Raw genomic sequence first — 20,732 nt, 5'->3', positions numbered from 1 at the left:
ATCAACGAATGAGTTGATATTCATCCCCCATGATGAATATCCAGCAGCTTCTGCACCTCGTCGACGCCTCGGGCGAACACCCCGAGCTGGCCCGGGAACGCCTCAACCAGGTGTTCTTCGCGCTTTCCGATCCGGTACGCCGGGACATCCTCGAACGGCTCGACGGCCAGGCCTTGCTGGTATCGGAAATCGCCGCCGCTTTCGATATCTCGCTGCAGGCCGTATCGCGCCATATCCAGGTGCTGGTGCGCACCGGCCTGATCCAGCAGGAACGCACCGGCCGGATCAGCCGCTGCAGCCTGGATGCCGGCCCCATGCTGGAAGCGGCGGTATGGATGAACCGCTACAGCAAATACTGGCAGCAGCAGTTCGACCTGCTCGCCGTCACCCTGGCGGATATCGACGAGCGCCGCGCCGCGGCGGCCGCGAAGCCGGCGCGCAAAGCCGCGAAGAAGCGCACGCCAGGCAGGAAATAAGCGCGCCGCGACGGCGCGCCGTCCATGCAAGCCCCAACTCCCCCTTATCCCGAGGTAATGGTCATGGCTCAGCATCGCATCGTCAGTCACGAGGAATGGCTCAAGGCCCGCAAGCTCTTCCTCGCCAAAGAGAAAGAACTCACCCATCTGCGCGACGAAGTCACCCGGCAGCGCCAGGAGCTGCCGTGGGAGCTGGTCGAGAAGAACTATGCGTTCGAGACGGCGCAGGGCAGGGCCACGCTGGCCGATCTGTTCGGCGATCGCAGCCAGCTGATGGTCTATCACCTGATGTACGCGCCGGAGTGGGAGATCAGCTGCAAGAGCTGCGCGTTCTGGGCCGACAACTTCAACGGCATCGTGCCGCACCTGGCCCAGCACGACGTCGCCTTCGCGGCGATCTCGCGCGCGCCGCTGGCCAAGCTGCAGAAGCAGGCGCGCGAGTTCGGCTGGGCTTTCCCCTGGGTGTCCTCGCTGGACGATTTCAACTACGACTACCAGGTGTCGTTCCGGCCCGACGTGCTCGAGCGCGGCGAGGCTTACTACAACTACGGCAGCATCAAGGTAAGCGGCACCGATTACCCCGGCGTCAGCGCGTTCTTCAAGGACGAGGACGGCAAGGTCTACCACACCTATTCCACCTACTCGCGCGGCATCGACATCTTCAACGCCGCCTACCAGTACCTGGATGCTTCGCCGCTGGGCCGCAACGAGGAAAGCCTGTCGTACCCGATGGCCTGGGTGAAGCACCGCATCGCCTACGGCACCTGAGCGCCAAGGAACACCGCCATGAAATACAACGACGTGAGCGGCAAGCTCGCCGACTACCGCCGCCAGATCGCCGCCATCCGCGAGCAGATGCGCGACACGCTGGCCAGCGTGGAGCCGCAGCGGGTGGACGATTACGAGTTCAACGGCAGCGAGGGCAAGGTGCGCCTGTCCGAGCTGTTCGGCGAACACGAAGACCTGATCGTGGTGCACAACATGGGCGTGGCCTGTTCGTACTGCACGCTGTGGGCGGATGGCTACAACGGCATCCACCAGCATGTGGTGACGCGCGCGGGTTTCGCCGTGACCAGTCCGGATCGTCCTTCGGTGCAGAAGCGCATGGCGGAGCTGCGCGGCTGGACATTCCCGATACTCAGCCACGAAGGCAGCAGCTTTGCCAGGGACATGGGCTATGTATCGCCCAAGGGCGGCTGGCTGCCGGGGCTGTCGGTGTTCCGCCGCGACGGCGACGCCATCTTGCGCGTATCCGACACCGGCTTCAGTCCCGGCGACGACTTCTGCGTGCTGTGGCATTTCTTCGACATGCTGCCGGGCGGCGTCGGCGAGTGGCCCGGGGTGACCGCGGCCGTGCCGCCCTGCTGCGGCGAACATTGAGGAGGGCGGCTTATGTGTCCTTTATGCATCGGTACCGCGTGGCTGATCGCCGGCGGAGTGAGTTCCGCCGGTGGCGTCGCCACCGTGGCGTGGCGTTCGGTGGCGAAGCGGCGCCGGCGGGATGCTCCCGCGAAGCACGTCGACAAAGCGATCAAGCCGCGCCGGTTGAAAGCATCGCACCCCGCGTAGAAACATCCGGCGTAGGTTGGGGTGAGCGAACGCGAACCCCAACGGACGTGCGAGGCGGTGCCGGCGTAGGTTGGAGTTCGCTGCGCTCACCCCAACCTACGCCGGGCTGAAACTCTGATCGCCAGCACCATCAAGGCCGCGGCCACGCCGAAGGTCGTGCGCATGCCGAATGCCACCGCGGTTGGCGCGGCATGTGCGACATCGCCGCTGCCCACCGCCCACGCAAATATCCCGGCCATCGCCGACGCACCCGTCACCAGGCCGAGATTGCGCGACAGGCTGAGCATCCCCGACACCACGCCGCGCTGGCCTTGCGCCACGCCCGTCATCATCGCGGTGTTGTTGGAAGCCTGGAACAGCGCATAGCCGAGCGTGGTGATCACGATGGGGCCGATATAGCCGGCTACGCCGAGCGGCCACAAGGTGGACAGGGACAGCAACGAGGTGCCGATGGCGATGCCGATCAGGCCGAGCACGGTCGTGCGGCGCGCACCCAGGCGATCCACCAGGCGGCCAGCCGGCACGCCGCTCAATGCGGTGACGCAAGGGCCGGAGGACAACACCAGGCCCGCCCACAGCGGCGCCAGGCCAAGCGCCCGCGACAGGTAGAACGGCCCGACCACCAGCGTCGTCATCATCACCGCCGACACCAGCGCGCTCATCGCCAGCCCCGCGCTCAGGTCGCCATCGCGCAGCATCGACAGGCGAATCAGCGGTGCGGCCACTTGCGTCTGTGCGTAGGCGAACAACGCGGCGCCCGCAACGGCGGCCAGCAGAAGCGCGAGATTGAGCGCGCCGAACTTCCCGTGGCCCAGTGTCATGGCGAGCGCATACGCCGCCAGCGCCACCGCCAGCAGCACAGTGCCGAGCGGGTCGAAACCGGCGCTCGCCGGCTTGTCGGCGGTGCGCTCCCGCGGCATATGCCGCGACACCAGCACGAAGGCCAGCACCCCCAGCGGCACATTGACCAGGAAGATCGCCGGCCAGCCGAACGCCGCCGCCAGCACGCCGCCCAGCGACGGCCCCAGCGCGGTGCCGATTGCCGACATGGTGCCGAGCAGGCCCATCGCGCGGCCGATCCGGTCGCGGGGCACGGCTTCGCTGACGCTGGCGATGGTGAGCGCGAGCATGATCGCCGCGCCCAGTCCCTGCTCCGCGCGTGCCGCGATCAGCACCCACAGCTGCCCGCTCACGCCGCACAGCATCGAAGCGAAGGTGAAGCAGAAGATGCCCACCAGCAGCAGGCGCCTGCGGCCGACCAGGTCGCCCAGGCGTCCGGCGCCGACGATCAGCGTGGTGATCGCCAGCAGATAGGCCAGCACCACCCATTGCACCTGCTGGAACGGCGCGTCGAACGCTTTCGCCAGCAGCGGCAGGCTGGTGTTGGCGATGCTGGTGTCCAGCGAGGGCAGCAGCATGGACAGCGCCAGGCCGGCCAGCGCCCAGGGCGCGGCGGGCTGGCGCGTGGTGCCCTCGATGGCGCATTCGCCCTGGGCGGAAACAAGCGGCTTGGACATGAAGCGGGCGACTCCGGCAGCGTGGATGTCGGCAAATTAATGCCGCTCGTGGCATGGCGGAAGGCGCAGCATTTGCACTTTATCCGTGCGTTTGACGCCAGGTATCGCCGCTGCCATGGTGGCGCGCATGTCCATGCCCGATCTCAACCTGCTGGTCACTCTCAACGTGCTGCTGGCCGAAGGCAGCGTCGCGCGCGCCGCGCGGCGGCTGCGGCTGAGCCCTTCGGCGATGAGCCGCGCACTGGCCCGTCTGCGCGAAGCCACCGGCGACCCGCTGCTGGTGCGCGCCGGCCGCGGCCTGGTGCCGACGCCGCGCGCGCTGGAACTGCGCGACCGGGTCGGCCAGCTCGTGCTGGGTGCGGAGGAAGTGCTGCGCCCCGCGGTCAGGCCGCGGCTGGAGCAGCTGGCGCGCACCTTCACCCTGCGCACCAGCGAGGGCTTCGTGGAGAACTTCGGCCCCGCGCTGATCGCCCGCATCGCCGCCGAAGCGCCGGGCATCCACCTGCGTTTCATGCAGAAGCCGGACAAGGACAGCGCGCCGCTGCGCGACGGCATCGTCGACCTGGAAACCGGCGTGGTCGACTCCAACGCCGGCCCCGAGATGCGCGTGCAGGCGCTGTTCCGCGACCGCTATGTCGGCGTGGTGCGCCATGGCCATCCGCTTGGCCGCGGCCGGCTCACCGCGGCGCGCTATGCGGGCGGGCGCCATATCAGCGTGTCGCGGCGCGGCCGCGAAAAGGGACCGATCGACGCCGCGCTCGCCGCGCTGGGGCTGGCGCGCGAAGTCGCCACCATCGTCGGCGGCTTCGCCACCGCACTGTCGCTGGCGCGGCAGACCGACCTGATCGCCAGCGTGCCGGAACGCCATACCGGCAATCTGCGCGAAGGCATGCACAGCTTCGCGTTGCCGGTGGCGACGCCGGTCTTGAACATCTCGATGCTGTGGCATCCGCGCCTGCATGCGGATCCGGTGCACCAATGGCTGCGCGAATGCGTTCGGGAGGTCTGCGGCCCGCCGGACGGCAAGCCGGCGGGAAGGCCGCGGCGCGCGGCCCGCCGCTAGGGTTCCTTCGGATCGCAAAAGGAGAATGGAATGAAATTGCGTGCATGCATGCTTGCGGTGGTGCTTGGAGCAGCTTTCCTCGGCGCGGGCTGCTCCATGAAACAGCAAGCGGACGCCAAGTTCGGCGACCAGAACTTCAAGACCGCCATCGCGCTGATCGAGCTGTACAAGGTGCGCTACGGCCACTACCCGGATGCCCTGCGCGATATCCGCTACGCCGGCGACTGGGATGCCATCGCGCTCAACTCGGTGGCATACAAGCGCGTGGACGGCGGCTATGAGCTGGACGTGGTGCGCGGCTGGGTGGGGCGGCCCACGCTGTCGTATCCGGCGGACTTCTGGCAGGGACTGGGGCTGGTCTCGTCGAACGTGGCAGGCGTGCCGCAGCGGATGGCGCCGCCTTCCTCAGCCCGCTGACTGGCCACGCATCGCCGGGCGGCTTGGTGACTTCTTGACGGATATGCCGGAAGGCGAGGGGCCGGCCGATTCTGGCCTTTAATCGGTCATTGGCGCATCAGACGCTCGCTTCATCATGCGTTTGCGAGTCACGGCCAGCTGGCCCCTATGCAACCAAAGGAGATGGATATGAATCGGAAGTTCCGGACGATAGCGGTGATCCCGGTGGCTGCTTTTGCCGTCCTGGGCCCCTTTTCCGCCAGTTATGCCAGCGACGATGTCTCCACGGATCGCGGGTTGCTTGCGTTCGTCCTTCGCAACGACACGGTTCTGGCGCGAGTGTCGGAGAACTGCCAGGACGTTTCCGTCGCGCGGGCGGCTCTCAATGGCCGCATGGGTTTCACCATCCAGGCCGAGTGCGCGATCAAAGACGGGCGCGAGGAGAATGCCGACTGCTCTGCTTACCGCATCAACGCCACCGGCACCATCGACAGTCCGGCCCAGGCAACGTGCGCCACCTGATGCTGGACCTGCGCTGCTCAGCCTGACGAGGTGCGAGCAAGCCCCGCGCGCAGCATGAGGCGCGGTGGGGTAAACGGGCGAGGGAAGAACGGCGGGCAACGAAAAAGCCCCGAAAGCGCTGGTCTTTCGGGGCTTTATGTCTGGAATGAATGGTGGAGCGGAGGAGGATCGAACTCCCGACCTTCGCATTGCGAACGCGACGCTCTCCCAGCTGAGCTACCGCCCCACGCGAGCCGCGGATATTAGCAGCGGCACCGGGGGCCGCCAAGCCCCCTCGCGCAAGCCTCAGCCGGGCAGCAGGCTTGCCAGGCGGTCGTGCAGGTGTTCGCGGCGCCAGCCTTCCAGGAATTCCGGCCAGGCGCGGGTGACGACGTAGGTCTCCAGCACCTTGCGCGGGCACAGCAGGCCGGGGGGCAGGTCCAGCGCCAGCGCGGTGCTGTCGACGGCGTCCTTCATCGCGGCCAGCGCCTTCTTCGCCTCGCCCTGCGGCGTGCCGGGAATCGGCGCGGTGGCGGCGATGTCTTCTTCGGTGACCGGCTGCTGCAACAGATGAAACAGCTCGGTGCGCTGCGGGCTGCGCAGGGCGCGCTGGCCGCGGGTGCGTTCGTCGAGTTCGGCCATGCTCTGCGGCGGCAGCTGCGCCAGGTTCATGGCCTGGGCGTCTTCCAGCAGCCAGGGGCGCGGGCGGTCCTGCTGGCGCGCGGTGGCGTCGCGCCACAGCAGGATGCGGCGCAGGCGCGCCTGCTGCGCGGGCTGCCATTCGGCGGCGCCGCGGAAATTCTCCTGCGGCTGCGGATCGCCTTCGCGCACGCAGGCGCGGCGCTTGAGGCGTTCGCAGTCTTCCGCATGCCAGGCGCCGCGGCCGCGCTGCTCCAGGCGCGCGGCAAGCTGCTCGTGCACGGGTTCGAGATAGACCACGTCGAGCGTGGCGTAGGCGCGCTGCGATTCGGTGAGCGGACGCTGCATCCAGTCCGAGCGCGTCTCGCCCTTGTCCAGTTCGGCGCCGACCAGTTCGGCCACCAGCGCGCGATAGCTGATGCCCAGGCCCATGCCGACGAAGGCCGCGGCGATCTGGGTGTCGAACAGCCGCGCGGGGCCGCCGGGCAGCAGCGGGGCCAGCGCTTCGAGATCTTCGCTGCCGCTGTGCATCACGGTGAGCAGTTGCCCGTTGCCGAGCAGCGGGCGCAGCGCGTCGCCGATGTCGAAGGCGAGCGGATCGACCAGCGCGTAGCGCCCGTTCCAGCCCAGCTGCAGCAGCGCCAGCTGCGGATAGAACGTGTTGCGGCGCATGAACTCGGTGTCGAGATCGAGCGCGGCGTCGGCGGGCAGCGCGGCAAGCCATTGCTCGAGCGCAGCGCGGCTGGTGATCCAGTCCGCCGCCGGGATAACGGGAAGTTGCATCGAAGCTTCCTTCGCAGCCTGAGGGACATGCATCGCTCATTGTCCTGTCAGGGGTTTGTGCCTATGGTTAGCGGCGCACCTTAGCAGGCTGCCCCAAGGACACGCACCATGCCGAGCAAGGAAACCGTACAACGCCAGCGCGCCCTGGGCGGAGCGCTTGGCGTGGTCATGCTCGGGATGGCGCTGGTCTATCACTTCTTTCCGCGCGTGTTCCATGTCGACCCGACGCGGGTGCAGACGCAGCGCGCCATGAACCTCGGCCCCGCCGCCGCGCCGCTCGGCACCGGCCGCGCGCCGGCGAGCACGGCGCAGGCCGAACTCGATGCCGGCCCGCCGGTGACGCTGGCCCCGACCGATGTGATCGTGGCGCGCATGAGCAGGAAGAACGAAAGCCTGCCCGAGCAGAAGAGCGCGGATACGCCCGAAGTCGAAGCGCTGCTGGACAAGGCCACCAAGGCGCTGCGCAACGGCCAGCTGGCCGGCGACAAGGACGGCGCCGCCGCGCTGTTCGCCGAAGCGCTGAAGCTGAAACCCGACAGCCGCGCCGCCGCGCAGGGCCTGTACGAAGTGCGCGCGCGCCTGGTGGCGGAGATCGGCCAGGACATCCTGGTCGGCGACGAGGAGTCGGCCAAGGACCTGCTCGACGCATTGAAGAGCGTGCCCGACAGCAAGGACGACGTGGCCCAGGCCGAGGCCAGGCTCAAGACACTGGCCCAGGTGCGGCCGATGCTGGCGCAGGCGGCAGCCTTGCTGCAGCAGGGCAAGGTGGACGCGCCCAAGGGCGGCAATGCGCTGGAGCTGTATCGCCAGGTGCAGCAGCTCGATGCCGAAAACGCGGTGGCCGCGCAGGGCATCGTGCAGGTGCAGCGCGCGGTGCTCGATCGCGCCCTGGCCGCGGTGGCCAGCAACGACTTCAAGGGCGCCGGCGATGCGCTGACCGAGGCGGCCACCATCCTGCCCGGCTCGCCCGCGCTGCAGGACGTGCAGGGCCGCGTCGACGGCATCCGCCACCAGCGCGCCGCCAACCTGCTGGCGCAGGCGCGTTCGGCGCTGGACGGCGGCGACCAGGCGCTGGCGCTGCAGCTGGCCGAGCAGGTGAAGGAGCTGGCGCCAGACCTGCAGGGCCTCGCCGACCTGCAGGAACGCCTGACCAATGCGCGCCTCTACGCCAGCTACAAGCCGGGGCAGGTGTTCGCCGACCGTTATGTGGATCTGCCGGGGCAGACGCCGTCGATGGTGGTCATTCCCACCGGCAGCTTCAGCATGGGCGCGCCGGATGGCGAGGAAGGCCATGCGGGCGCGGAGACGCCGCAGCACCAGGTCGCCATCGGCAAGGGCTTCGCGCTGTCGCGCGCGGAAATCACCATCGGCCAGTTCCGCGAATTCGTGCGCGCCAGCGGCTACCAGCCGGACTCGCAGAAGCTCGGCGGCGCCAGCGTCTACGACGAACGCAGCGGCGCGCTGCGCGACGATCCTGACGCCACCTGGCAGAGCGACTACGCCGGCCGCGCCGCCACCGACGAGCGCCTGCCGGTGGTGAACATTTCCTGGAACGACGCCAAGGCCTACGTCGACTGGCTCAGCCAGCGCACCGGCAAGCGCTACCGCCTGCCCAGCGAGGCCGAGTTCGAATACGCGCTGCGCGGCGGCACCACCACCAAGTACTGGTGGGGCAACGGCACGCCCACCCGCAAGGTGGAAAACCTCACCGGCGCGGGCGACCGCTCGCAGAGCGGCCGGCGCTGGAGCAATGCGTTCGAGAAGTACCGCGACGGCTACTGGGGGCCGGCGCCGGTGATGAGCTTCGAAGCCAACCCATACGGCTTGTTCGATATCGACGGCAACGTGTCGGAGTGGGTGATGGACTGCTGGCACGACAGCTACGTGCGCGCGCCCACCGACGGCAGCGCCTGGGTCAACCCCGGCTGCTCGACCCGGGTGGTGCGCGGCGGCTCCTGGGGCAGCTCGCCGGACCAGGTGCGCTCGGCCTACCGGCAGGGCGCCGACGGCAATGTACGCAGCGGACGGGTGGGCTTTCGCGTTCTCCGCGAGCTGTGAGACCGCGCCCGCGCGGCTTGCGGCGCGCAAGCCATTGAGCGGGCGGCATCTTTATATAAAGGCGTGGACAAGCCGCCATCGGCTTGTCTTGCCGCCGCGCGCAACCGTAAAATGGCCCGCTTTCGTGTAAGGGAATCATCGACTTAGGGCGAGGGGCCCGGGTACGGACGGGGGACGGGGCAGGCCAGGTGCCTGCGTGAATTCCTCGCGGTATCCGCAGCTTAGGCGTCTTTCCCCGGGTCGGTCCGAGCGAAAGTGGCGGAATTGGTAGACGCACTGGATTTAGGTTCCAGCGGTTAACCCCGTGAGGGTTCGAGTCCCTCCTTTCGCACCATCCCTTATCGAATTGGTGGTTTTCATTGCGGGCGGCACGACCGCCGGGCGCGGTCGGCGCGCACTTTCGGGTATTCAGGAGACGTCATGCAGGTTTCGGTTGAAAACGTTGGCAAGCTCGAGCGCAAGCTCACGGTGAAGTTCCCCGCGGAGCGCTTCGAGTCGCAGGTCAGCGCTCGCATCGCCGAGATGGGCCGCACGGTGCGCCTGAAGGGCTTCCGTCCGGGCAAGGTGCCGACCACGGTGATCCAGCAGCGCTTCGGCGCGCAGGTGCGCGGCGAGGTACTGTCCGACCTGATCGGCAGCACCCTGCGCGAGGCGGTGAACCAGGAGAACCTGCGTCCGGTCGCCAACCCCTCGGTGGACACCACCGGCCAGCCGGAAAACGGCGAGATCACCTACACCGCCACCTTCGAAATCATGCCGGAGTTCCCGGAAGTCGACGTGGCCGCGCTGGAGATCAAGCGCCCGGTCGCCGAAGTGACCGACGCCGACATCGAGAAGATGATCGAGACCCTGCGCGCCCAGCGCCGCAGCTTCGACGAAGTGGCCCGCGCCTCGGCCGAGGGCGACTTCGTGATGTTCGAGTACAGCGCCACCGCCGGCGACTACCGCTTCCCGGCCGAAGGCCTGGAGCGCGCCGGCAGCGTGCTGGGCTCCGGCACCCTGTTCAAGGCGCTGGACGAGGCCCTGACCGGCCGCTCGGCCGGCGACGAGTTCGAGACCGACGTGAAATTCCCCGCCGATTTCCGCAACGAGAACCTGGCCGGCAAGACCGCCAAGGTCTCGTTCAAGATCGTGAAGGTGCAGGAACCCAAGCTCCCCACCGTGGACGGCGAGTTCGCCAAGCTGTTCGGCATCGCCGACGGCGACCTGGAGCAGTTCCGCAAGGAAGTGCGCAACAACCTGGAGCGCGAGCTCAAGGCCACCCTGATGGCGCGCCTGAAGTCCCAGGTGGCCGAGAAGCTGGCCGACGCCCACGACGGCCTGGAAGTGCCGAACATCATGGTGCAGTCCGAGGCCCAGCAGCTCGCCGCCGGCAGCGTGCCGCGCGGCCAGCAGCCGCCGCCGCAGCTGGTCGAGGCCGCCGCGCCGATGGCCCGCAAGCGCGTGATCGCCGGCCTGCTGATGAGCGAGCTGGCCCGCAAGCAGGAGCTGAAGCTGGACCGCACCCGCCTGGCCGAGCAGCTCGCCGCGATCGCCTCGACCTACGAGGAGCCGGAAAAGGTCATTGAACTGTACAACTCCGACCCCCAACTGATGTCCGGGCTGCAGAACCGCGTGATGGAAGACCAGGTCGCGCTGTGGGTGGCGGATCACGCCAAGACCACCGACGAGAACCTGAGCTTCGACGAGGTGATGCGCCCGGTCAGCGCCTGAGGCGGGTATCGATCGACAGCCCGCTGTTCCTTGGAGTTTTAAGGAGTCGACGCGGCCGGCCTTGATGGTCCGGCCGCGGAGCGGGCAGCGACGAACCACGTGCCGCAGGAACGCGCGATTTCCGCCCGGATGGCGGTTTGGCGCGGTTTCCAGCACGATCCATCAGCAATGTCAGGCGTATCAACCCGGAGAGCGACAAGCATGGCCATGGACCCGATCCAGAACCTCAACCTGGTCCCCATCGTCGTCGAGCAGACGGCGCGTGGCGAGCGTTCGTACGACATTTATTCGCGCCTGCTGAAAGAGCGCGTGATCTTCCTCGTCGGCGAAGTCAACGACCAGGTTGCCAACCTGCTGGTCGCGCAGATGCTGTTCCTGGAGTCCGAAAACCCGGACAAGGACATCCATCTGTATATCAACAGCCCGGGCGGTGCGGTTACCGCCGGCCTGGCGATCTACGACACCATGCAGTTCATCAAGCCCGACGTCAGCACCATGTGCGTGGGCCAGGCCTGCAGCGCCGCCTCGCTGCTGCTGATGGCCGGCGCCAAGGGCAAGCGCTATTCGCTGCCCAATTCGCGCGTGATGATCCACCAGCCGTCGGGCGGCGCCCGCGGCCAGGCCACGGATATCGAGATCCAGGCCCAGGAAATCCTGTACCTGCGCCGCCGCCTTAACGATATTTACGTACAGCACACCGGCCAGCCGCTGGACAAGATCGAGCGGGACATGGAGCGCGACCGCTTCATGAGCGCCGAGGCCGCCCGCGACTACGGCCTGATCGACCAGGTGCTGGACCGCCGCGCCGGCGAAACGGTCAAGTCCGCCTGATCCGCGGCCGTTACAGTGCTTGAGGGCCGGGTTCTGCGTCTGGAATCGGACGCGGAACCCTGTGCTATTCTCGCGTCGCAACCGATTTACAGCAGGGTTACAGCATGACTGACGAGCGGCAGGGCCGTTCCAACGACAGCGGCAAGATTCTCTACTGCTCCTTCTGCGGCAAGAGCCAGCATGAAGTGCGCAAGCTGATCGCGGGTCCCTCCGTGTTCATCTGCGACGAGTGCGTGGAGCTTTGCAACGACATCATCCGCGAGGAGCTGGAGGAGAAGGCCGCCTCCGGGCGCAGCCAGCTGCCCAAGCCGCGCGAGATCATGGAGACGCTCGATCAGTACGTGGTCGGCCAGACCCGCGCCAAGAAGGCGCTGGCGGTGGCCGTGTACAACCACTACAAGCGCATGGAATCGCGCCAGAAGAGCGACGACGTCGAACTGGGCAAGTCCAACATCCTGCTGATCGGCCCGACCGGCTCCGGCAAGACGCTGCTGGCCGAGACGCTGGCGCGCCTGCTCAACGTGCCGTTCACGATCGCCGACGCCACCACGCTGACCGAAGCCGGCTACGTGGGCGAGGACGTGGAAAACATCATCCAGAAGCTGCTGCAGAAGTGCGACTACGACGTCGACAAGGCGCAGTCGGGCATCGTCTACATCGACGAAATCGACAAGATCTCGCGCAAGAGCGAGAACCCGTCGATCACCCGCGACGTGTCCGGCGAAGGCGTGCAGCAGGCCCTGCTGAAGCTGATCGAAGGCACGCTGGCCTCGGTGCCGCCGCAGGGCGGTCGCAAGCATCCGCAGCAGGAATTCCTGCAGGTCGACACCAAGAACATCCTCTTCATCTGCGGCGGCGCGTTCGCCGGACTGGAGAAGGTGATCCAGCAGCGTTCCGAAACGACCGGCATCGGCTTCTCCGCCGAAGTGCGCAGCAAGGAGCGCACCGAGAACCTCGGCAAGGTGCTGGCGGACGTGGAGCCGGCGGACCTGGTCCGCTTCGGCCTGATCCCGGAATTCGTCGGCCGCCTGCCGGTGGTCGCGACCCTGGACGAGCTGGACGAGCCGGCCCTGGTGAAGATCCTCACCGAGCCGCGCAACGCCGTCACCAAGCAGTTCAAGAAGCTGTTCGAGATGGAAGGCGTGGAGCTGGAATTCCGCCCGGAGGCCCTGCAGGCGATCGCCCGCAAGGCGCTCAAGCGCAAGACCGGCGCGCGCGGCCTGCGCACGATCCTGGAGCAGGTGCTGCTCGACACCATGTACGAGCTGCCCTCGCTGGAGCACGTCAGCAAGGTGGTCGTGGACGACGCCGTCATCAACGGCCAGGCCGAGCCCTACCTGATCTATCGCGGCAACCTGCAGCAGCAGCGCGTGGCGGGCGAGAGCGGCGACGCGGCCTGAACAGTCTTTCCAGGCTGAACGAACGGCTCCGGAGCAATCCGGGGCCGTTTTTTTTGAGGCCCAGGTTTTCGTGGCTGTTTCATTGCTACAGGCCGTTTTGCTTTTCGTTGCCGCGCATGCACTTGTATGACAACGCCCCGGCCTCCACTTGACGATCAGATGCCTCCGGCGCAGTGTCGGGGCGTAGTCGTTTTAGTCCCCAGAGGGAACCATTTCACATGGCAAAAAATGCCCCCCTTCCCGTCGCCACCGGTGCCGCGCTGGACGCGCTTCCGGTCCTGCCGCTGCGCGACGTGGTGGTCTATCCGCACATGGTCATCCCGCTGTTCGTGGGCCGCGACAAATCGATGCGCGCTTTGGAGCGCGCCATGGAAGGCGAGCGCCAGATCCTGCTGGTGGCGCAGAAGAGCCCGGACATCGACGACCCCGCGGTCGCCGACCTGCATCAGATCGGCACGCTCGCCGGCGTGCTGCAGCTGCTGAAGCTGCCCGACGGCACCGTGAAGGTGCTGGTCGAGGGCCAGGCGCGCGTATCCGTCGAGAAGTACCAGGAAGACGGTGGCATGCTGATGGCAACCTCACGCATCATCGAGCCGCAGTACAGCGCCAAGGAGCGCGAGCTCGACGTGGTGTCGCGCACGCTGGTCTCGCTGTTCGAGCAGCTGGTGAAGCAGAGCCGCAAGCTGCCGCCGGAAGTGCTGGCCACCTTGTCCGGCATCGACGATCCCTCGCGCCTGGCCGACTCCATCGCCGCGCATCTGTCCGTGCGCATGGCCGACAAGCAGAAGGTGCTGGAAACCGCCGACGTCGGCCAGCGCCTCGAATTGCTGATCGGCCTGGTCGACGGCGAGATGGATCTGCAGCAGGTGGAAAAGCGCATCCGCGGCCGCGTGAAGTCGCAGATGGAGAAGAGCCAGCGCGAGTACTACCTCAACGAACAGATGAAGGCCATCCAGAAGGAGCTCGGCGAGAGCGAGGAAGGCCCGAACGAAGTCGAGGAACTGCAGAAGAAGATCGACAACGCCGGCATGCCCAAGCCGGTGCTGGCCAAGGCGCGCCAGGAATTCAGCAAGCTGCGCCAGATGTCGCCGATGTCGGCCGAAGCCACGGTGGTGCGCAACTACCTCGACTGGCTGGTCGGCGTGCCGTGGAAGAAGCGCAGCAAGGTGCGCAAGGACCTGCAGCTGGCGCAGGACGTGCTCGATGCCGACCACTTCGGCCTGGAGAAGGTCAAGGAGCGCATCCTCGAATACCTCGCCGTGCAGCAGCGCGTGAACACCATGAAGGGCCCGATCCTGTGCCTGGTCGGCCCGCCCGGCGTGGGCAAGACCTCGCTCGGCCAGTCCATCGCCAAGGCGACCAACCGCAAGTTCGTCCGCATGAGCCTGGGCGGCGTGCGCGACGAGGCCGAAATCCGCGGCCATCGCCGCACGTACATCGGTTCGATGCCGGGCCGCATCGTGCAGAACTTGAACAAGGTCGGCATCAAGAACCCGCTGTTCGTGCTGGACGAAATCGACAAGATGTCGATGGACTTCCGCGGCGATCCGTCCTCGGCCCTGCTCGAGGTGCTGGATCCGGAACAGAACCACACCTTCAACGACCATTACCTGGAGGTCGATCTCGACCTGTCCGAGGTGATGTGGATCGCCACCGCCAACTCGCTCAACATCCCCGGCCCCTTGCTGGACCGCATGGAAGTCATCCGCATCCCCGGCTACACCGAGGATGAGAAGCTGGGAATCGCTCAGAAGTACCTGCTGCCGAAGCAGCTGAAGGCCAATGGCCTGAAGCCGGAAGAACTCAGCGTGGACGGCGAAGCCATCCGCGACATCGTGCGCTACTACACGCGCGAATCCGGCGTGCGCAACCTCGAGCGCGAGGTGTCCAAGATCTGCCGCAAGGTGGTGAAGGAGCTCACCCTGGGCGAGGCGAAGAAGGTGTCGAAGGCCAAGGCCGCCAAGCCGGAAACGGCGAAGACCGCCAAGGCGAAGAAGCCGTCGGCGATCAAGGTCACCTCCGGGAACCTCGAGCATTACCTCGGCGTGCGCCGCTTCGATTTCGGCCGCAAGGAACTGCAGAACGAAGTGGGCCTGGTCACCGGCCTGGCGTGGACGCAGGTGGGCGGCGATCTGCTCAGCATCGAAGCCTCGATCGTGCCGGGCAAGGGCCGCCTGGTGCATACCGGCCAGCTCGGCGACGTGATGAAGGAATCGATCCAGGCGGCGCTCTCCGTGGTGCGCGCGCGCGCGGACCGCTTCGGCATCGACCCGGAATTTCACCAGAACCTCGACATCCACATCCACGTGCCGGAAGGCGCCACGCCGAAGGACGGCCCGAGCGCGGGCATCGCCATGTGCACGGCGCTGGTGTCGGCCTTGACCAAGGTGCCGGTGCGCTCCGAAGTGGCGATGACCGGCGAGATCACCCTGCGCGGCCGCGTGCTGCCGATCGGTGGCCTCAAGGAGAAGCTGCTGGCGGCGCATCGCGGCGGCATCACCACGGTGATCATTCCGGAAGAGAACAAGAAGGACCTCGCCGACATTCCGTCCAACATCACCGGCCAGCTGGAGATCCACGCGGTGCGCTGGATCGACGAAGTGCTCGACATCGCGCTGGAGCGTCCGCTGCAGCCGCGCCAGGCCGGCGAAGCGGAAGCTGCCGCGAAGGTCGAGAAGAAAGTCGACGGCAACGAGGACTCCGCCGAGACGCCCGTTCGTCCGCACTGAGCGGCGCACTGGTCATCGTAAGCAAGCCGAAGTGGCATGCCTCTGGCATGCCACTTTTTTGTTGCGCGAATACTGCTTCGCATGTGCGCCGGGTAACGTTTCGCACCCCTTCCGGCAAGTGCCGGCGAGACCTTCGAAAAGCCTGAAAGCCTTGGTATTGCTTGTATTGCGGACCCTAGGGGCCACTGGTATAAAGAGCGGCACCGCAATCCAGGCGCGTCGTCGTCAAGCGCATGATGCGGGGTCGCGGGGCGGCGCCCACCGGTCGCCAAATCATCCTAGTCGGCGTCGTCTCGTCCCAGACTGACCACGCGGGCCGCATAACGTTTAAGGGAGTGTCTCAATGAATAAAACCGATCTGATCAATGCCATTGCCGAGAAGGCCGAACTCACCAAGGCCGACGCCGGCCGCGCGCTCGAGGCTTTCTTCGAGACCGTGCAGAAGGCGCTGAAGAAAGGTGACGATGTGTCGGTCGTGGGCTTTGGCACGTTCACCGTGCGCAAGCGCGCCGCCCGTACCGGCCGCAACCCGCGCACCAACGAGACGATCAAGATCAAGGCCTCGAAGGTTCCGGCTTTCAAGGCTGGCAAGACCCTGAAGGATGCCCTAAACTAAGCGGCTTCTCGCTTGGTTTCGGGTGCTTAGCTCAGCGGTAGAGCACCGCCCTTACAAGGCGATGGTCGTAGGTTCGATCCCTACAGCACCCACCAGAAAACTGCGGAGCGGTAGTTCAGTCGGTTAGAATGCTGGCCTGTCACGCCGGAGGTCGCGGGTTCGAGTCCCGTCCGCTCCGCCACAGTTCGCAAGGGCGCCCGCGTGGCGCCCTTGCTTTTTATGGACCGCGCCGGGTCGGGCGCACTCGATCAACCCTGACGGGAAGATTCCCATGTTGCAGGCACTACGTACCAAGCTGCACGGCTGGCCGTCGATCATCATCCTCGGCATCTGTGTCTTCGCCATCTCGTTCTTCGGCATCGAGTCGTATTTCATGTCGCACACCGAGACCTTCGTGGCGAAGGTGGGCAAGCATGAGATCTCCCAGCAGGACTTCCAGCAGCGCATGAACAACCTGCGCCAGCAGATGGTCCAGCAGCAGGGCGAGCAGTTCGACCCCGCCGCGTTCGAGAAGCCGGAGAACAAGCTGCGCGTGGTCAACGCGATGATCGACCAGCGCCTGCTGGTGGATGCCGCCGAGAAGATGGGCATGCGCATCTCCGACCAGCAGCTGCGCGACGCCATCATGGCTTTCCCGGGCCTGCAGCAGAACGGCAAGTTCGACGCCGGCCTGTACCGCGCCTTCCTCGCCGGCATGGGCCGCACGCCCGGCCAGTTCGAGGCGGAGCTGCGCAACGAGCTCGACGTCGCCCAGCTGCCCGACGCGATCACCGCGTCCACCCTGGTCACCGACGCCGACATCGACCGCTACCTCAACCTGAGCATGCAGCGCCGCGACCTGCGCTACTTCGCGCTGCCGCGCCCGGCGCTGACCGACGTCAAGGTCGACGACGCGCAGATCGACGCCTACTACAAGTCGCACCAGGGCGACTTCATGAATCCCGAGCAGGTCTCGGTGAAGTACATCGAAGTCAGCGGCGACGACCTGAAGCTGGACACCCAGCCCAGCGAGGACGACCTCAAGAAGCGCTACGAGGAAGGCAAGCAGCGCTTCATGATGCCGGAGCAGCGCCTGGTCTCGCACATCCTGGTGAACGTGCCGAAGAACGCCTCGCCGGAGCAGCAGAAGGCCGCGCTGGCCAAGGCCGAGCAGCTGGCCGGCGAAGCGACGCCGGACAACTTCGCCAAGCTGGCCGGGCAGTCCTCAGACGACCTGGGTTCCAAGCGCACCGGCGGCGATCTCGGCTGGCTGGAGAAGGGCGTGGCCAACCCCGCCTTCGACGAGGCGCTGTTCAAGCTGCAGAAGGGCCAGGTGTCCAAGCCCGTGCTGTCCGACGAGGGCTATCACGTGCTGTGGCTGCGCGACGTGCGCAACGGCCAGCCCAAGCCGTTCGCCGAGGTGCGCGAGCAGCTGGTGAAGGAAGCGCTCACCGGCGACCGCGACCGCAAGTACAACGAGATCGCCGGCAAGCTCACCGACAGCGCTTACCAGAACCCCGGTTCGCTGGAACCCGCCGCGCAGGCGCTGGGCCTGCCGATCAAGACCACCGAGCTGTTCGCGCGCCAGGGCGGGGCGGGCATTGCCGCCAACCCGAAGGTAGCGCAGGCCGCATTCGCCGACGACGTGCTGGCGCAGGGCAACAATTCCGGCCTGATCGACCTGGGCAACGACCACGCCGTGGTGATCCACGTCGACAAGCACGTCTCCGCCGCGGTCAAGCCGCTGGCCGAGGTGCGCGACACCGTGCGCCAGAAGATCCTGGACGAGCGCGTCGCCGCCGCCGCCAAGGCCAAGTCCGACGAGCTGCTGGCCCGCCTGCAGAAGGGCGAGGACATCGCCGCCGTGGCCGCCTCGGTCGGCGCGCCGCTGAAGACTTCCGCCGAAGCCACCCGCGGCTCGGCCGACGTGGCGCCGGAGCTGCTGGACGCCGCGTTCAAGCTGCCGCATCCCGCGCCGGGCAAGCCGCAGTTCACCAGCGTGGCGCAGCTGGACGGCTCCTACGACCTGGTGGCGCTGGACAAGGTGCAGGACGCCGACCTGTCCAAGCTGCCGGCCCAGCAGCGCGACATGCTGCGCCAGCAGATGGCGCGCGTGTACGGCGCCTCGGCGACGCAGGAGTTCATCGACGCGCTGAAGGCGAAGACCGAGATCAAGGTCGCTACGGATCGCATGTAAGCGACCTGGCAGCGCAACGGAAAAGGCGGCCGTGAGGCCGCCTTTTTTGTTTCCGGCCACGATGGCACCCATTGCCGTCATTCCGGCGCAGGCCGCAATCCGGTGGCGTCACAGTCCGATGCCGCGATACCGCCAGGGGCTCCGGTATTGCGGTCATGCACCGATAACCGAGCGTGAGGATGGCGCCGCCGCGTCCGCCATCAGCGGACGCGCCGCGCGGGCGCGCCATGGCGCGACGCCAGTCTGGCGCGTTGCGCGGCCGGTCAGCCCTGCGCGCTGAGCTTCAGCACCTGGCCCAGCCGCAGCGTGGAGCTCTGCAGCCCGTTCCAGCGCTTGATCTGGTTGACGTCCAGCGAATAGTGGCGCGCGATGTTCCACAGCGTTTCGCCGGCCTTGACCGTATGCGTGCGCGAAGAAGCGGCGGCGCTGTCGTCCTGCGCGGCGGAAGGGCCGTTCGCCGCCGCGGCCAGGCGGTTGTCATTGCTGTCCGCGCTGGCGAGGTTGTTGCCGTTCTGCAGCAGCGAATTGCGGAACTGCTCGACGCGGCCGCTCGGCATCACCAGATAGGAAGCCGCGCGCTTGTCGACATAGCCGTTGCGGAAACCGGCGTTGAGGTTCTTCAGTTCATCCACCGACATGCCGGCGTGATTGGCCGCCTGCGCCAGCGGCATCGAGCGGTCCAGGTCCACCGACACCAGCTGCTGTTCCGGCGCGATCAGCGGCAGTTCCACATGGAAGCGCTGCGGTTCGCGCACCACGCAGGAAATGGCCAGCAGCTTGGCCAGGTGTTCGCGCGTGACGCGCTTGACCGGCATCTTGGGAATCGCCGGCTCCTCGCCGGGCATGCCGTAGCGGCTGACCATGCCGCGCACGGCGAACTCGCCGGCATTGAAGGCGTAGTCGGCCATGCGCCAGTCGCCGAGATCGTCGTGATAGCGCTTGAGCAGGGCCATGATGGCGTCGGTGGCAGCGGGCATGTCCAGGCGGCCGTCGAAATTCTTGTCCACGCGCATGCCCAGCGCATTGGCCGTCACCGGCATGATCTGCCACATGCCGGCCGGATTGCCCTTCACGCCGGGCACCGGGCGGTAATGGCTTTCCACCCACGGCAGCAGGGCGAACTCGCCGGCCACGCCATGCCTGGCGGCGATCTGCTGCACGTACATCAGGCGCGGCATCACGTCGCGCATCTGCGCTTCGAAGGCGGAAGGGTTCTGCGTGTAACGCCGGGCCCAGTCCATGATCGCCGGGTCCGCATCGCAGTCGGCCATCTGGAAGCTGCCGCGCAGCTGGTCCCACACATTGCCGCTGTCCTGCGGCGCGGCGGGTGCGTCGACGCGGCTGGCGACGTTGTCCACCGCGGGCTTGCCGGATGGCTTGACCACGCGCGGCGCGCCGGCGGTGCTTGCCGGTGCCTGCTGCTGCGGACCGCTGGCGCAGGCGGCCAGGCAGAGCGCGAGCGAAGCGGGAAGAAGGCGGAGACTGGGACGTGTCATGCGCGGAACTCATCCTTGGCGGCGCGCAAAGCGGCGAAGCGCGAAACGCGGTCGTTGCCGGCGCCGTGGCGCGTACACCATTGCGCCACGGCGTCGCTGTCGACGCGCAGGAAAGGGTTGGTGGCGCGCTCGGTGGCGAGCGCCACCGGCAGCGTGGGCTGCGCGCGCTCGCGCAGGGCGCGGACCTGTTCGATGCGCTGCGCCAGTGCCGGGTTGGCCGGTTCCACCGTCTGCGCGAAGCGCCCGTTCGCGGCGGTGTATTCGTGCGCGCAGCAGACCTTCAGGTCGCCGGGCAGGTCGGCCAGGCGGTCCAGCGAGGCCAGCATCTGCTGCGGCGTGCCTTCGAACATACGGCCGCAGCCCATGCTGAACAGCGTGTCGCCGCACAGCAGCACGCCATTGCCCACGTAGGCGATATGGCTGCGGGTATGGCCGGGAATCTCCAGCACGCGGAACTGCGCCGCCGGCTGCGCGATATGCACGGTGTCGCCATCGGCCACGCGCTGCGTGACGTGGCCGATGCGCTCGTCGTGCGGCGCGTACACCGGCACCGGATGGCGCGCCAGCAATTCGCCGACGCCGCCGATATGGTCGTTATGGTGATGCGTGAGCAGCAGCGCGCGCAGGCGCAGTCCGCGCTCGGCGAGCGCGGCTTCCACGGGAGCGGCTTCGCCGGGGTCGACCGCGATCGCGTCGCCGGCATCGTCGTACAGCAACCAGATGTAATTGTCGGCTAGCGCCGGTAGCGGTACGACGTGCAAGGGGGACT

At 67.2% G+C, this 20,732-nt stretch carries 17 protein-coding genes and 4 tRNA genes; 16 read left to right on the top strand and 5 right to left on the bottom strand.

From position 1 onward, the window contains the following. Nucleotides 1-29: 29 nt before the first annotated feature. The 3 genes from FHW85_RS06060 (at nt 30) to FHW85_RS06050 (ending at nt 1,856) form a co-directional block, all read left to right on the top strand. A complete protein-coding gene (locus tag FHW85_RS06060) occupies nt 30-476 on the top strand; it encodes a metalloregulator ArsR/SmtB family transcription factor (protein WP_168647659.1) in 447 nt (148 codons plus the stop codon). Between the two features lie 63 nt (nt 477-539). After that, nucleotides 540-1,244, top strand: a complete 705-nt coding sequence (locus FHW85_RS06055; protein ID WP_168647658.1) for a thioredoxin family protein — start codon at nt 540-542, stop codon at nt 1,242-1,244. Between the two features lie 18 nt (nt 1,245-1,262). Further along, nucleotides 1,263-1,856, top strand: coding sequence for a DUF899 family protein (locus FHW85_RS06050; RefSeq protein ID WP_168647657.1), 594 nt, complete (start codon nt 1,263-1,265; stop codon nt 1,854-1,856). 275 nt (nt 1,857-2,131) lie between these two features. Here FHW85_RS06050 and FHW85_RS06045 read toward each other — a convergent pair whose 3' ends face one another. Beyond that, nucleotides 2,132-3,562 carry an MFS transporter gene (locus FHW85_RS06045; protein ID WP_168647656.1) on the bottom strand — a complete coding sequence of 477 codons (1,431 nt, stop codon included), beginning with the start codon at nt 3,560-3,562 and terminating at the stop codon, nt 2,132-2,134. Between the two features lie 127 nt (nt 3,563-3,689). On the opposite strand from FHW85_RS06045, the gene FHW85_RS06040 reads away from it, so the two are divergent. The 3 genes from FHW85_RS06040 (at nt 3,690) to FHW85_RS06030 (ending at nt 5,543) form a co-directional block, all read left to right on the top strand. After that, complete coding sequence (locus FHW85_RS06040; protein WP_167255548.1) at nt 3,690-4,625, top strand: LysR family transcriptional regulator; 936 nt, start codon at nt 3,690-3,692, stop codon at nt 4,623-4,625. A 96-nt stretch (nt 4,626-4,721) separates the two neighbouring features. Beyond that, nucleotides 4,722-5,042: a hypothetical protein gene (locus FHW85_RS06035; protein ID WP_246866657.1), complete on the top strand. Its 321-nt coding sequence runs from the start codon at nt 4,722-4,724 to the stop codon at nt 5,040-5,042. A gap of 168 nt (nt 5,043-5,210) precedes the next feature. Next, a complete protein-coding gene (locus tag FHW85_RS06030) occupies nt 5,211-5,543 on the top strand; it encodes a hypothetical protein (RefSeq protein WP_168647654.1) in 333 nt (110 codons plus the stop codon). A 150-nt stretch (nt 5,544-5,693) separates the two neighbouring features. On the opposite strand, the gene FHW85_RS06025 is transcribed toward FHW85_RS06030, so the two are convergent. Further along, nucleotides 5,694-5,769 (bottom strand) — tRNA-Ala (locus FHW85_RS06025). 59 nt (nt 5,770-5,828) lie between these two features. After that, nucleotides 5,829-6,944, bottom strand: coding sequence for a ribonuclease D (rnd, locus tag FHW85_RS06020; protein WP_167255542.1), 1,116 nt, complete (start codon nt 6,942-6,944; stop codon nt 5,829-5,831). A gap of 108 nt (nt 6,945-7,052) precedes the next feature. On the opposite strand from rnd, the gene FHW85_RS06015 reads away from it, so the two are divergent. The 10 genes from FHW85_RS06015 to FHW85_RS05970 all read left to right on the top strand — a co-directional run bounded on the left by FHW85_RS06015 (nt 7,053) and on the right by FHW85_RS05970 (nt 18,467). Next, a complete protein-coding gene (locus FHW85_RS06015; protein ID WP_168647653.1) occupies nt 7,053-9,002 on the top strand; it encodes a formylglycine-generating enzyme family protein in 1,950 nt (649 codons plus the stop codon). A 249-nt stretch (nt 9,003-9,251) separates the two neighbouring features. Further along, nucleotides 9,252-9,336 (top strand) — tRNA-Leu (locus FHW85_RS06010). Nucleotides 9,337-9,422: 86 nt separating this feature from the next. Next, on the top strand, nt 9,423-10,715 hold the full coding sequence (gene tig, locus FHW85_RS06005; RefSeq protein WP_168647652.1) for a trigger factor: 1,293 nt from the start codon (nt 9,423-9,425) through the stop codon (nt 10,713-10,715). A 201-nt stretch (nt 10,716-10,916) separates the two neighbouring features. Further along, a complete protein-coding gene (gene clpP / locus FHW85_RS06000; protein WP_167255536.1) occupies nt 10,917-11,546 on the top strand; it encodes an ATP-dependent Clp endopeptidase proteolytic subunit ClpP in 630 nt (209 codons plus the stop codon). A 104-nt stretch (nt 11,547-11,650) separates the two neighbouring features. Then, nucleotides 11,651-12,946, top strand: a complete 1,296-nt coding sequence (clpX, locus tag FHW85_RS05995; RefSeq protein ID WP_167255534.1) for an ATP-dependent Clp protease ATP-binding subunit ClpX — start codon at nt 11,651-11,653, stop codon at nt 12,944-12,946. Between the two features lie 218 nt (nt 12,947-13,164). Further along, nucleotides 13,165-15,675, top strand: a complete 2,511-nt coding sequence (lon, locus tag FHW85_RS05990; protein WP_168647651.1) for an endopeptidase La — start codon at nt 13,165-13,167, stop codon at nt 15,673-15,675. A gap of 343 nt (nt 15,676-16,018) precedes the next feature. After that, nucleotides 16,019-16,291: an HU family DNA-binding protein gene (locus tag FHW85_RS05985; protein ID WP_019465590.1), complete on the top strand. Its 273-nt coding sequence runs from the start codon at nt 16,019-16,021 to the stop codon at nt 16,289-16,291. A gap of 20 nt (nt 16,292-16,311) precedes the next feature. Then, nucleotides 16,312-16,386, top strand: a tRNA-Val gene (locus tag FHW85_RS05980). Between the two features lie 9 nt (nt 16,387-16,395). Continuing rightward, nucleotides 16,396-16,472: transfer RNA gene (locus FHW85_RS05975), tRNA-Asp, on the top strand. 90 nt (nt 16,473-16,562) lie between these two features. Further along, on the top strand, nt 16,563-18,467 hold the full coding sequence (locus FHW85_RS05970) for a SurA N-terminal domain-containing protein (protein WP_167255530.1): 1,905 nt from the start codon (nt 16,563-16,565) through the stop codon (nt 18,465-18,467). A gap of 263 nt (nt 18,468-18,730) precedes the next feature. Here FHW85_RS05970 and FHW85_RS05965 read toward each other — a convergent pair whose 3' ends face one another. Together FHW85_RS05965 and gloB are read right to left on the bottom strand one after the other, a co-directional pair. Further along, entirely contained in the window at nt 18,731-19,963 is a 1,233-nt protein-coding gene (locus FHW85_RS05965) for a LysM peptidoglycan-binding domain-containing protein (protein WP_343203594.1), read from the bottom strand. Then, nucleotides 19,960-20,724, bottom strand: coding sequence for a hydroxyacylglutathione hydrolase (gene gloB, locus FHW85_RS05960; protein ID WP_168647650.1), 765 nt, complete (start codon nt 20,722-20,724; stop codon nt 19,960-19,962). The genes FHW85_RS05965 and gloB overlap by 4 nt, the downstream gene beginning before the upstream one ends. Nucleotides 20,725-20,732 lie beyond the last annotated feature (8 nt).

The sequence above is a fragment of the Dyella sp. SG609 genome (assembly GCF_012275375.1).
In the GTDB taxonomy this organism is placed as follows: domain Bacteria; phylum Pseudomonadota; class Gammaproteobacteria; order Xanthomonadales; family Rhodanobacteraceae; genus Dyella_D; species Dyella_D marensis.
This window is presented reverse-complemented; position numbering and strand designations above follow the sequence as displayed.